This is a genomic window from Bacillus sp. 22475 (genome assembly GCF_052044835.1).
Lineage (GTDB): Bacteria > Bacillota > Bacilli > Bacillales > Bacillaceae_G > Bacillus_A > Bacillus_A cereus.
Genome location: NZ_JBQENW010000059.1, coordinates 1 through 12,642, shown reverse-complemented (window position 1 = coordinate 12,642; position 12,642 = coordinate 1). Strand labels below are relative to the sequence as shown.

Genomic DNA, 12,642 nt, shown 5'->3' with positions numbered 1-12,642 from the left:
TTAATAGACAACCTAAACAATAAAGTTGTTCCACATTTACAAAAAAAATAATTAAATATAAGATGAAATAGGCTACATAAGGGAGGGTTATATGTTACATACAAAAAGATGGAGATTTTTTGCGGTTCTTTCTATTGTAGTTTTGATTTTACTAATTTTATTAAAAATCAACTTCATTTCAATTACTATCGCAACTTCTTCAGCTGAAAGAGGAAAGATTTTTGATAAAAATGGTGTAATACTAGCTACAAATAAGAAAGTTAAGTCTCTATATTGCACTTCTAATGATGAAAGGCTATCGAAACAAGATACATCAAACACACTAGCTTTTTTCAATCAATTTTCAAGCGAGTTTCAACATGATATTTCTACAGAGAACATAAAATCTCAATTACAACAATCTTGTAAAAAGCAGACTATGAATGATATACCGTTATACTCTGATATAACTGAGAATGAACTTGCATTCATAAACAAAAACAAACCCAATAATGTAATAATTAAAGATGAATGGATTCGGTATTATCCTAAACACGAAATTGGTTCACAGGTAATTGGGTATGTAGAAAATGACCTTAATTCAAAGCATATGGCTGTTGGAAAAAGCGGGATTGAGCTGCAATATGAAAATGATTTAAAAGGAAAATCAGGCAAAACTCTTATTTTTAAATTGAATAATAAAAAGTTCTTATGGAACATTCAAAACGTACAAAAAGGAAAAGATGTGTGGCTAGCTTTAGACTCTAAGTTGCAGCAAAAGGCAGAAGAAGCATTAAGATCTCAAATAAAGAATACACCTGATGCTAAAGCTGGTTATGTTGTAGTCACCGATGTAAAAACTGGCGCAATTTTAACTATGGCCAACTCGGCAGTATTTAATCCAAATACACATGTATCATCTAAAAATGAAAACTTTAAATCACTTTCGCAAAATAAAGCAATTCGAAAATTAAAGTATGGTGAATCTTATGTAAATATGGCTTCGACTATAAAGCCACTTACTATTTTGATTGGATTAAACGAAAAGCTTTTTCAACCTGAAGATACTTATTTAGATAAAGGTACTTTTCAGTATGATAATCAAAATAACATTACGAATGCACCTGGAACGCCAACAGGTGAGATTACACCGAGACAGGCTATCATTAATTCATCTAACACATTTATGACAGCAAAAGTAGCTCTGCCCTTATTTAACCAAAATAATGGAAATATAGAAAAAGTGGCACATATATGGACAGATTATTTAATGCAATTTGGCCTACGTTCTAAAACCGGGATTGATTTGCCCTTTGAAGAAGACGGACAATATGAATTGCATCCATCTAATAAATTTGAAAATGGGATTTCTGCTTTATTAAATGCCTCTTGGGGAGGAAATGAGGTGCATACTCCTCTTCAACTCGCTCAATATGCAGCAACTTTGGCAAGTAAAGGTGATAAATACAAACCTCAAATTGTAGGTGCTACTATTGGTCAAGACGGTAAGGAAACAAAAAAGTTTAAACCAATTTTAGAAAGTTCAAACCGTTATCCTATGGAATTTTGGCGTGTCGTGCAAGGTGGAATGAGTCAAAATATAGAAGAGATTAAAAATTTACCTTTTCATGTCGCAGGTAAAACGGGTAGTACAGGTTCTCCGAATGAGCAAGAAAGAATGATAAATCATTCTCTTTTCATTTCATATGCTCCTACCGAAGATCCACAAATCGCCATTTCTGTCGTTATTCCTGGTAGTAATTCAGAAAAAAACATCGCTGCTCTCGTTACAGCAGAAGTTTTAGAGTTCTGGCATACACTTCAATAAAAAAATAAAAACAAAGAGGAAGGTTCATTAAAATGAACCTTCCTCTTTTACCATATAGAATCTATATTTATTATTTTCCACATACCTTCATGATTCTTTTCGAAGACAAATGAATATTTAATATCCGTTAAAACATACTCTTTCTGTACATACCCAGTATTACCGTTAAATGTCGATATTTTTATATATCTATCATTCTGCACTTTTTCCGGGATCCAAGCTTTTACCATTTCATTAGATACTTCATATAAAACTTGTGATTCTCGTTTTGGTTCAGCTAAAATTTCCGTTTTGTTTCCAGTAACAGTTGCATATATAAAGTGTTCTTGCTTTGATTGATTACTTTCTGTCATTCCACTTGGCACTTTGTAAACTTTCTTCTTATCATTTACAAATTCTCCCCCCATTGCAAGGGCAACTTGCAACTCATGAAAAATATCTTCATCAAACTTCAATTCATCCTTCTTATAACTCTTCCCTTTAAATAGAACTTCATCATTTAACGCTTTATACAGGTCATTTTCATTTTTTGAATTTGTGCTTTGATATAAATCATTCATAAATTGTTTTAATGATGGGTCTTGAGCAGATTCATCTTTTGTTTTAGGCTTAATTTGAGTACTACTTTCTACCGGTGATTTATTATCATCCGGCCAAGGTTGTTGAACAATAAAAAATAACATTGTACAAACCAACACAACTAAAACAGGCAATACTTTTTTACGAAATGGTCTCTTATTTGTTACAGAATCCACTTCACTATTTTGATATACCGATTGCTTTATTTTATAAATAAATTCTTCTTCATCTTTCCGATGCTCCATTGGGCCTTTTTTCAATTTACTATACCAGTCAGGATTTTGTTTATTGTTCATCACTACTACCCTCCCCTATTAGTTTTGAAACTTTACTTCTTGCTCGGCTTAATCTAGATTTGACTGTTCCAATTGATACTCCTAATGTTTCAGCCATTTCTTCATAAGATAATTCATATTTTGCGTCCAATATAATTATTTCACGGTGCTTTTTAGGTAGTTTTAATACAACCTTCCACACCTCATTCATCTCTTCTTGGTTAAAAAATTCTTGTTCTGCTGACAGGGATTGCTTATCGTCACTAAAAAATCCTATTAAAGATATCCTTTTAAAATAAGAGGATTTCAAATAGTTTATTGCCGTATTTCTTGTGATTTTTAATATCCACGTTTTAATAGATGACTCCTTTCGAAATGAATTCCAATTTTTAAACACCTTTATAAATACATCTTGCGTGATATCATCTGATAAATGTGGATCTTTCGTAATAATAAATGAATAATTCCATACATCTTGCCAATAGTCTTTTATAACATAGTCCAGCTCATCATGATTACACTTTTCAATAAACGTCTGTTCCATTTCCACACCTCAAACTTATTTGAATAAACATAAAAACTGCCCTCACTTTTATTATGGTTTCAATATATAGACAAGATACAAGTTTCATTTGTTCCATTGTTTATCTTTTTTCAAGCAGAATAATACTACTAAAAAACAAGTAAAGCATACAACGATAAAATTCTACTCATGAAAATCTGTTTTTTGAATTTAACGTAACACTCCACTTGTCCATTTCAATTTGCTATTCCCTTCTATTTACCATTAACAATGTCAACTTTTCTAGAATGACAGCAAAAAAGCATTCTCGATTAGAAAGAATGCTTTTTTGAAATTTAATTGTTCTATATTTCCCCCAATTTATATCTTTGAGTTAAGCAAACATGTAATAAATGTAGTGGAAAAATTTACCTTATAATTCAGTATTATTTCTGAAATACATGTTTTATTTTTTCACCTGGAACATTACTTCCTCCTCTTCCTTTTACATCTTCAATCATCATGGTAACAATCATGTCTGGCGCATTTGCATCGAAAGCTGCGAACCATCCCAGTTCTTTTCCGTCTGCTTCTTTCGACTCTTTCAGTTCTGCTGTACCAGTTTTACCAGCAAGCGTCACACCATCAACCTTTGCAATTCTCCCTGCGCCATCAGGGTCATTAATGACTTTGATTAATGCACTCTTTAATATCTCTTGATTCTTTTTAGAAACCACATTTTCTTTCCAATTCCCTGCTACTTTTGCTTCTTTTAAGAGATGTGGCGACGGAATATTCCCTTCATTTACAATCGGTGCATATGTTAATGCTAAATGAAGTGGTGTCATTAATACTTGTCCTTGTCCATAGCCCGTGTCTGCTAGTTGAATATCGTTTTTTATCCCATCTTTTGCAATGATTGAAATAGGAAGTTCGTATTCGATTGGTAATTTTTCATGAAATCCGTACTTTTTAAATTCATTTACATACTGATCTTTTCCCATTTTTAAAGCTTGTTGAGCAAAATAAATATTATCAGAGTACTTCATTGCCTTATCAAAATCAATTGGACTTGCATCCTTCACACGCGTTACATAGTAATTTCCCCAAGTTGAATCTTTTGTCCACTTCAATCCTTGAATTTTAAATTCTTCCTTCGGATTTATTGTGTTTGTTTCCAAACCAATTGCACCTGTGATCGTTTTAAATACGGAACCTGGTACAAATGCTTGTGTAAAGCGATTCGTCATTGGTAGTTTCGAGTCGTTACTCCATGCTTCTCGTTGGGCTTTCGATGCTCCTCTAACTATTATATTTGGATTATAAGCAGGGCTACTTACAAGTGCGATTGTTTCACCTGTTTTAGGATTGACCGCTGCACTAGATCCTGCTTCAGTTTTCATCTCATTAAAGATTTTTTCTTGAATTGCAGCATCAATTGTTAACGTAACATTTTCTCCTTCTTTTGCTTCTTTTTTTGCTACGTTCTTAATCTCTTTCCCCTTCTCATCTTCTATAAATACGCGTCCACCCTTTTCACCACGCAATTTATTTTCTAACACTTTCTCTAAACCGGTCTTACCTACTAAATCATCTGCTTGATAACCTTGTTTTTGAAGTGATTTTAACTCCTCCGCATTCACCTTTCCTATATATCCAGTTAAGTGTGCCGCTGCTTCACCTAATGGATACGTACGAATATTTACTGGGTGAGATGAAACTCCTTCTAATTCAATATAATCATTCTGTCTGGTTCCCTCTTTTAAAATGCCAATTGGTACAAAGGAGTCTGGTTTTATCCATTTCGCTGTGAGCTTTTGTTCGACTTCTTCTATAGACATATCAAGTAATTGTGCTACTATTTCTTTCGTTTGCGCTGCTGTTTCACCTAGTTTCTCTGGAATAATTCCAACCTCAGTCGCTTTACCATTCGTTGCAAGCCCTTTTCCATTGCGATCATATATTTCTCCGCGTTTTCCTTGCTCTATTTGCATACGTACTTTGTAATCTTTTTTCATACCTGGGAAAATGAAGTCTGGTGTCCAATCTATTTTCCAAGATTCTTTATCTTTCACAAGTTTTGCTTCGTGGATGAATGAAACTGGTCCTACATCCGTATCCATCTTAACTTCAAAAAGAAAAAGCTCTTTATCTTTCGTATTCTCTCCTTTCATTTTAACTTTTAAATTCTTAACTCCAATCCCCTCATAGATTTTTTGATATTTTTCTGTAAATTCTTTTTTAGAAATCGATTTTTTGCCATGATCTGATAAATGATCATACATATTTGCAAATTTTTTATCATTCCATAAATTGATATATTCTTCAAATGCTTGTTTTGGCGGTTCGTTTTTATTACATCCTACCAACATAACTGCAAAACAAACGAAAAGCAGCATCCATAATTTTTTCAATTCAATCTTCTCCCTTATTTAAAAATGATGATTCCTTTCTTAATTTATTGAATAAAAAATGTTTTAACGATTAATAGACAGTGTAAGTAATGACATTGTTCCATATTTACAAAAAAATTAATTTACACTTAAGTTGCATTAGAAGAGGGAAGTTTGTAAGCTTCTTACAAGCTTAAGGAACATCTATATTTAGCAAACGTTATCATTATTAGTGGTGTTTTGAAAAATTCATTTAAAATACCTTTTAGTTCGTTTTCGCCGATTTTACCTTTTTTCTTTATAGATTTTGAAACAAAAAATAGAATCCTAATAATAAGGATTCTATATCAATAAATATCAAAAATTACTTAGGGTATAAGTGTTAGTTTCATCACTTCGAGCCGTTAATAGTTAGATTTGTTTTTCTTAATCTAATGGTGAAGCGATTCTACCCATATAGACTTTTTTACTTTTCTGTAATATTTATAAAATTCACGGCTCTCTTGTCCTCAGTACCTAACGCCGTATTCACTTTATCTATTTCCTTTCTTAATTCTGGTGCTTTCCCTTGATTGACTAAATTAAGATTCCCAAAAGATTTATTAAAAGATAGAATCTGTCTAGTTTTTTCTTTCCCATTTATTTCTTTAAATAATGTATCATCTACAATTAATAGGATTTCGTTGGATCCACCACGATGCGGAGATAGCCATACATCCCCTTTATATTGAACATTCATTTTTTTCTGATCAAATGTTAGTTCTTTCAAGTCTTTATATTCTTTATTTGCAAATAAGATAGTTTCATCTTTTTCTATTTTGGGTAACGAATCAATAGGGACTGATGATGTAAGCCCCTCGTTATTATCTCTTTCGCGTATAAGTCCCTTTTTATTCATTTTTTCAGCAGTTGTTCTACTAATAAATAGTAAATTACTAGTAGCAGTATCCATAGAATCCCCCAAATTAGCCGGTAGCTTTATGTCGAGCTTGTTATTATCTATCGTCCCTTCTTTTATTTGATATAGGTCTTGTGAGCTTGTTATATCTTTGTATGAGTCAATTATAGAGCTTCTTGTTTGTTCGTTTATCGCGCCTACATCTATTGAAATTCCATTTGCTGGAGAGTCTTTTGTACTAAATAATGAACATGCTCCTAACATGGTAATCGAAATACTAGCTACTATTAATAATCCAATTCTTCTTTTCACCCTATTTTCTCCTTCTTTTAATTATATTTGAATTAAAAAATCGTTTTATACATTTTTTTCAAGTATTGAGATCGAACAACGTAAAAGTATATAATTTGCATAACTAAGAAACAAATCAATACCATAATGGAACTACCCAAGACTGAAAAATGGGCTAACTTTTGCAAGGCCATAAAAGCAACCGTACTATGTGCAATAGCAATTATAATTGGCAAAAAGAATAAAAGTGCAAGTTGACGTGACACAATTTTCTTTAATTCGGGTTTACTTAAACCAACTTTTGCTATCATTTTATATTGCTCCTGATTTCGTTCTAAGTCTGTGTATAATCGGAAATATAAAAAGCTTGCGGCAAACGTAAAGAAAACAATGCCTATTAATACACTCATAATGGATGCAAGTCCAAAACCTTGTTTCATCATCATCCATGTAGATATTAAAGAAGAAAAATTATATTGTTCGTTGTATAATACAGGCTCATGTATACCTTCATTATCTTTCTGAAGAGTAGTCACGATTTTTTCAGCAACTTTTTTCGTTTTCTCCCAATCCTTCACAATAAAACCATTAATAGTAGATTCACCATGATGATTCTCTGGATCCACTATCATTTGTTTATATACAGCGTCTGGTACAATAATTGTCGTGACGGTTGTATCTTGTAATTCTTTCGGAGTTAGTATTTTATCTACATGCATATCTTTATTTATGTTTCTATACAACAATTGAAAGTTATTTTGATTCGATTTCGTGTTTGCGAATTTTCTTGCAGGTATGACAAAACTATCATTTTCATCTTTTAAGTTTTCTTTTTCAAAACCAAATACATTAGCTAACTTATTATAATCACTTAATGTTATAACATTTGATAATATATTACTGTTATAAAGGGTATCTGGAACTTGTTTTATGGTATATGACACCTGTTTGAAATTAAACTTACCGTCATATAGTTCGTTTTCAATTGTTTTTAGATGTTCTTTTTCTAACTGGTTATTCTTATAAGACTGATAAGAAAATGCAAAAGGACTATCCGATTCAGCCATGGATGAATTACCTAATCCCATACAAGTCCCCACTGCAGTGAAAGAAACGGCAGATATAATAGTAACCATAAAAAACATTTTTGCATTATCTTTTAATTGATACACTAAATCTGAAATGGTGAGTATGTTTGTTTTCTTAAAGAAAATATTTTCCCTTTTCTTTAATACACGTAATACATACACACTGAGCTGTGTAAATAAGAAGTACGTTCCAAGTACAACAAAGCTCACCCCTGTCGCCATCATGAATAGTACATATTTCATATCCTTGTATTGAATTGCGTTAACACTATGGAAAACAGCCGTATATCCTAATCCCATACAAATTAGTGCGATCAAAGATAACCAAAGGGATGCTTTTGGTTCAGGCTTTGGCTTTTCTTCCGCTTTTATTAATTCTACTAATTGCTCTACATTTACTAGTCGAGAAGTGAAAAGTGAAATAAATAAAAACAATAAGAAGAAAGCTCCAAATGTTATCCCAATTGCTTTAAAGGGCATGTAAAATGGGAGTCCTTTATCAGTCATTAACAGATTGTTGCTCATAATTAAGATAAACTTAGAGAACGCCATTCCAATTGTAATTCCTGTTAAAATAGAAGCGATACCAATTATTATATTTTCAATAAATACTAATTTGTTCAACTGTGAACGTGACATCCCATGTAGCATTAGAATTCCAAAATCTTTTTTTCTTGTTTTTAAAAATGCACTTACAGAATATAAGATAAAGAAGAATGAGAAGAAAAATATTAACCCCTGCGATATCTGTAATCCTGACTTTGCAAATGTATTGATTGTTACACTGGTAGCAAGATCGCCTTGTAAATTAGGATGAAATGCAAGTAATGCGTAGGTAAAGAAAATCATAATAGCAAACGTACTACTTAAAAAATGAGCCAAATATGTTCTTTTACTACGAATAACGTTATTAAATGCGAACTGTCGAAAAGTCATTTGCATTTCCTCCTAATAATGCTAAAACCTCTAGAATTTTTTGATAGAATACTTTGCGATTATCTCCACAATAAATCTCATTGTATAACTGTCCATCTTTGATAAACACAATTCGATCACAATAACTTGCAGCCATTGCATCATGTGTCACTAACATCATCGTTGTGCTATTTTCTTTATTAAGCTTTGTCAATAATTCCATCACATCACTAGCAGATTTTGAATCCAGATTTCCTGTAGGCTCATCCGCAAGTAATAATTTTGGATTATGAATAGTAGCACGTGCGATTGCAGTTCTTTGTGCTTGCCCACCAGAAATTTCATACGTACGTTTATCTAATATTTCAGTTATCCCTAGTTTTTTAGCAATAGCTTCTACTTTCCCTTCCATTTCTCTAGGACTGACACCATCAAGCGTAAGTGGAAGAACAATATTTTCTTTCACTGTCAATGTATTAAGGAGATTAAATGATTGAAAAACAAACCCTAATTCACGTCTTCGAAATAAAGCCAGCTGATTTGGAGATAACAGATACGGATTTTCTCCATGAATTAATACTTCTCCTGATGTTGGAGCATCTATAGTAGACACCATATTTAATAGCGTTGTTTTACCACTCCCAGATGGTCCCATAATTCCTACAAATTCACCTTTGTTTATTTTTAAATCAATATGGGATAATGCTGTATAAGAAATTTTCCCAGGATAAACCTTCCCTAAATCTGAAACATGTAGTATTTCCACAAGTATTTCACCTTCCATTTCTCTTTTCGATACATGAAGTGTAACCTATATATAGTATGTCTCATATCGATTTCCCTAACAGTTATCTAACAAGTTTGTAAGATTCAAAAGAAAAACCGATGAAAAGTATACCTTTCATCGGTTAACGAGATGCATACGGGAATATGATTCTAACTTTTGTTCCCTTACCTACCTCAGATTCTAGCTCAATCTTATGATTTAATTTTTCACATACTTCTTTAACAAGATATAATCCCATTCCCGTAGACTCTTTAAATTTCCTACCATTTTCTCCAGTATAAAATGGATTGAAAACACGTGGTAAATCAGCAGTAGGAATACCAACCCCATGATCTTTTACTTCCAAAATAATTGCTCGTCCTTTTGAACACGCCGATACTATTACTTTTTCTTGCTTACTTGATGAATATTTAATTGCATTTGACAGTACTTGATTGAGTATAAATCGAAACCATTTCTTATCTGTTTCTACGATAAGATTTGGATCTACTTTTACCTCTGGATACACATAGCTACGTATAAATAGACGTTTATTTTCATGAATAGCAGAATCAATCATTTCCAATAACTGCAATCTGTCCACATGAAAATCCTGTTCAAATGTTTCTAAACGAGCAACATATAAGACCATTTCTAATCCTTTTTTGATTCTTTCCGTTTCTTCATTAATACTGTCAAATCGAGAGTCGTCTGCATCTTGTGTAATTAACTCAATAACAGAAAGAGGTGTTTTCATTTGATGAACCCATTGATTCATAAAAGTCATTTGTTCTTGTTGTTTTCGTTCCCATTTTTTTAATTGGTTTTGATAATATTGATATTGAGTTTGTAGTAATGTTTCTAAGGCCATTGATAAGGGCGTCAAATCACTATCTTTTATTGATTCATTTAAAGCTTCCATTGGTGTTGATAGACGCTTGTAGAATGAACGATGACTATAATAGCGATATATTAAATAACCCATTAATAAAAAAACACCCAAAAATACAGAATATAATGCTGTCAAAATATGTGGATAACCATCAAACCAATATATAAAAAGAATGATAAGCAATTGGGCAAATGTATAACAAATAAGTGGAATATGTTCTTGTAAAAATAATTTCATTATTCCTTTCCTTCCTTCTCCCAAGAAGCATGCAAACGATATCCAGCACCACGAACTGTTTCCAGTGCGTTTTCGATACCTAAATCTTGCAATTTCCTTCTAATTCTACCTATGTTTACACTCAATGTATTTTCGTCTATATATGAGCTATCCCATAGTTGTTCTAAAATTACTTCACGTTTTACAAGGAGCGGAGACTTCGTTATCAATATTTCTAATAAAGTTGTTTCTTTTCTAGTAAGTAAAATTGACCTATCATTTAGTTGAAGTTCCATTCTTTCTGGGAACAGGAATAATCCCGATTGCTCAACTATCCTTTCTTTTACACTAGGAGCATATTCACCGTATGCTCTTCTGAGTTGACTACGGATTTTAGACATTACAACCTCATAATAGAAAGGTTTCGTAATATAATCATCACCACCATTTTCTAAAGCCATAACTTGATCCATCTCTCCACTCCTTGCAGATAGAAATACAATTGGACAAGTAGAAATTGCTCGTATTTGGCGACACCAATAATAACCATCAAAATTCGGTAAATTTATATCTAATAGCACTACATCTGGTTTTATCTCTTGAAATATTTCTAAGATATTTTCAAAATCCTCTATAATAATACTTTGGTATCCATATTTTTTTATATGAGTTCCCAGTAATTCAGCAATTTTCATATCATCTTCTACAATCATGATTGTATTCATAACGTACTCTCCTTTAATTTAGGCGCAATTTTTAAAGTTCATTTGGTATTTAATATTTTACTTATGTAAAAAAGATGATATCTTACCTACCCTCTCAAATGCAATAAGTATCCAATAAAGTGTATATTTGTTGTTACTTAATTAATAAATTGAATAGGGATTGTTTCTATCTTTTTCTTTACTTAAGTCGATTCTTTTTTAAACACACAAAAAGACCGCCACAGTTTTGTGACGGAAAAACAGAAAAATTTTAATAACTAATTACTATTATTATTTATTTGTCACTTTTAAAGCATCTAATACTATCTTGGTTGCTTCTGCAATAAGCTTATCATCGTATTTAGCATCCTCTTTATCATGATTAGAAAGTATCGCAAGAACAATTGGCTTTTTATTTGGTGGCCAAATAATTGCGATATCATTTCTGGTTCCATAAGATCCCGAGCCCGTCTTATCAGCTACTTCCCATCCTCCTGGAACTCCAGCACGAATTAAGTTGTCTCCCGTAGTATTCCTTTTCATCCAATCTATTAATAAATCCCGTTTCTCAGTTGAAAGTACATCTCCTAGCGTGAAAGCCTGAAGACTAGTAGCTAATGCCTTTGGGGTACTAGTATCATGTACGTCTCCTGGATGCACTTCGTTTAACTCTGGTTCAAAACGTTCAGGATTTGTAACGGTATCTCCTATTTCTCTCAGTGATTTTTTGAATTCACTAGGTCCACCTAATTGTTTAAGAATAAGATTTTGTGCAGTATTATCACTATATCGAAGGGAAGCATCTGCAAGCTCTTTCAGAGTCATACCCCTATCAACATACTTTTCTGTAATTGGATTGTAATTAACAAGATCTTCACGAGTATACAAAACTCTTTGATTTAGATCTTCTATTGATTTCTTTTGTAAAAGTACTCCCACAGCTAAAGCTTTGTGGGTAGATGCGTATGCAAACCGTTTATCTGATTGATACGTAACAGTTTGATTCGTATCAGTGTCCAATGCATAAATACCGAGTTTAGCATCAAATTCTTTTTCAAGTTTAGCAAAAGAATCATTACCAGTAGTTTCTTGTTTGGTTTGATTTGTTTGTTTTGTTTGTTTAAGTAATTCAGACTGAGTATTGCCATCGGAACAGCCTATAAGCGTTGCACATGAAAGAAATACTACAGGTACCATCTTTTTGTAATGTAAAAAGTTAAAAAACTTGTTTAAGACTATCATACATTTTCAACCTCTTTCAAGAATATATAGTTTTTCTAGGTGTTATACATATCGATACAATTAAAGAGTGTATC

The 12,642-nt window shown here is 32.2% G+C and carries 10 protein-coding genes; 1 reads left to right on the top strand and 9 read right to left on the bottom strand.

Translation table 11 applies throughout. From position 1 onward, the window contains the following. The first annotated feature begins 91 nt into the window (after nt 1-91). A complete protein-coding gene (locus ACTJJY_RS31215; RefSeq protein ID WP_440607295.1) occupies nt 92-1,807 on the top strand; it encodes a peptidoglycan D,D-transpeptidase FtsI family protein in 1,716 nt (571 codons plus the stop codon). Nucleotides 1,808-1,854: 47 nt separating this feature from the next. On the opposite strand, the gene ACTJJY_RS31210 is transcribed toward ACTJJY_RS31215, so the two are convergent. The 9 genes from ACTJJY_RS31210 to bla all read right to left on the bottom strand — a co-directional run bounded on the left by ACTJJY_RS31210 (nt 1,855) and on the right by bla (nt 12,568). Then, entirely contained in the window at nt 1,855-2,682 is an 828-nt protein-coding gene (locus ACTJJY_RS31210) for an SH3 domain-containing protein (protein ID WP_440607294.1), read from the bottom strand. Continuing rightward, nucleotides 2,672-3,205 (bottom strand): RNA polymerase sigma factor, encoded by a 534-nt coding sequence (locus ACTJJY_RS31205; RefSeq protein ID WP_000438330.1) that lies wholly within the window; start codon nt 3,203-3,205, stop codon nt 2,672-2,674. The genes ACTJJY_RS31210 and ACTJJY_RS31205 overlap by 11 nt, the downstream gene beginning before the upstream one ends. Before the next feature lie 404 nt (nt 3,206-3,609). After that, nucleotides 3,610-5,577: a penicillin-binding transpeptidase domain-containing protein gene (locus ACTJJY_RS31200; protein ID WP_440607388.1), complete on the bottom strand. Its 1,968-nt coding sequence runs from the start codon at nt 5,575-5,577 to the stop codon at nt 3,610-3,612. A gap of 445 nt (nt 5,578-6,022) precedes the next feature. Continuing rightward, nucleotides 6,023-6,766 carry a lipoprotein BA_5634 family protein gene (locus ACTJJY_RS31195; protein WP_440607387.1) on the bottom strand — a complete coding sequence of 248 codons (744 nt, stop codon included), beginning with the start codon at nt 6,764-6,766 and terminating at the stop codon, nt 6,023-6,025. Between the two features lie 32 nt (nt 6,767-6,798). Next, complete coding sequence (locus ACTJJY_RS31190) at nt 6,799-8,769, bottom strand: FtsX-like permease family protein (protein ID WP_440607386.1); 1,971 nt, start codon at nt 8,767-8,769, stop codon at nt 6,799-6,801. Beyond that, on the bottom strand, nt 8,744-9,514 hold the full coding sequence (locus ACTJJY_RS31185; protein ID WP_149288088.1) for an ABC transporter ATP-binding protein: 771 nt from the start codon (nt 9,512-9,514) through the stop codon (nt 8,744-8,746). Before ACTJJY_RS31185 ends, ACTJJY_RS31190 begins: the two co-directional genes overlap by 26 nt. A 142-nt stretch (nt 9,515-9,656) precedes the next feature. Then, nucleotides 9,657-10,643, bottom strand: coding sequence for a sensor histidine kinase (locus tag ACTJJY_RS31180; protein WP_440607385.1), 987 nt, complete (start codon nt 10,641-10,643; stop codon nt 9,657-9,659). After that, complete coding sequence (locus ACTJJY_RS31175; RefSeq protein ID WP_440607384.1) at nt 10,643-11,347, bottom strand: response regulator; 705 nt, start codon at nt 11,345-11,347, stop codon at nt 10,643-10,645. The genes ACTJJY_RS31180 and ACTJJY_RS31175 overlap by 1 nt, the downstream gene beginning before the upstream one ends. Nucleotides 11,348-11,617: 270 nt before the next feature. Continuing rightward, nucleotides 11,618-12,568 carry a class A beta-lactamase gene (gene bla / locus ACTJJY_RS31170; RefSeq protein ID WP_440607383.1) on the bottom strand — a complete coding sequence of 317 codons (951 nt, stop codon included), beginning with the start codon at nt 12,566-12,568 and terminating at the stop codon, nt 11,618-11,620. Nucleotides 12,569-12,642 lie beyond the last annotated feature (74 nt).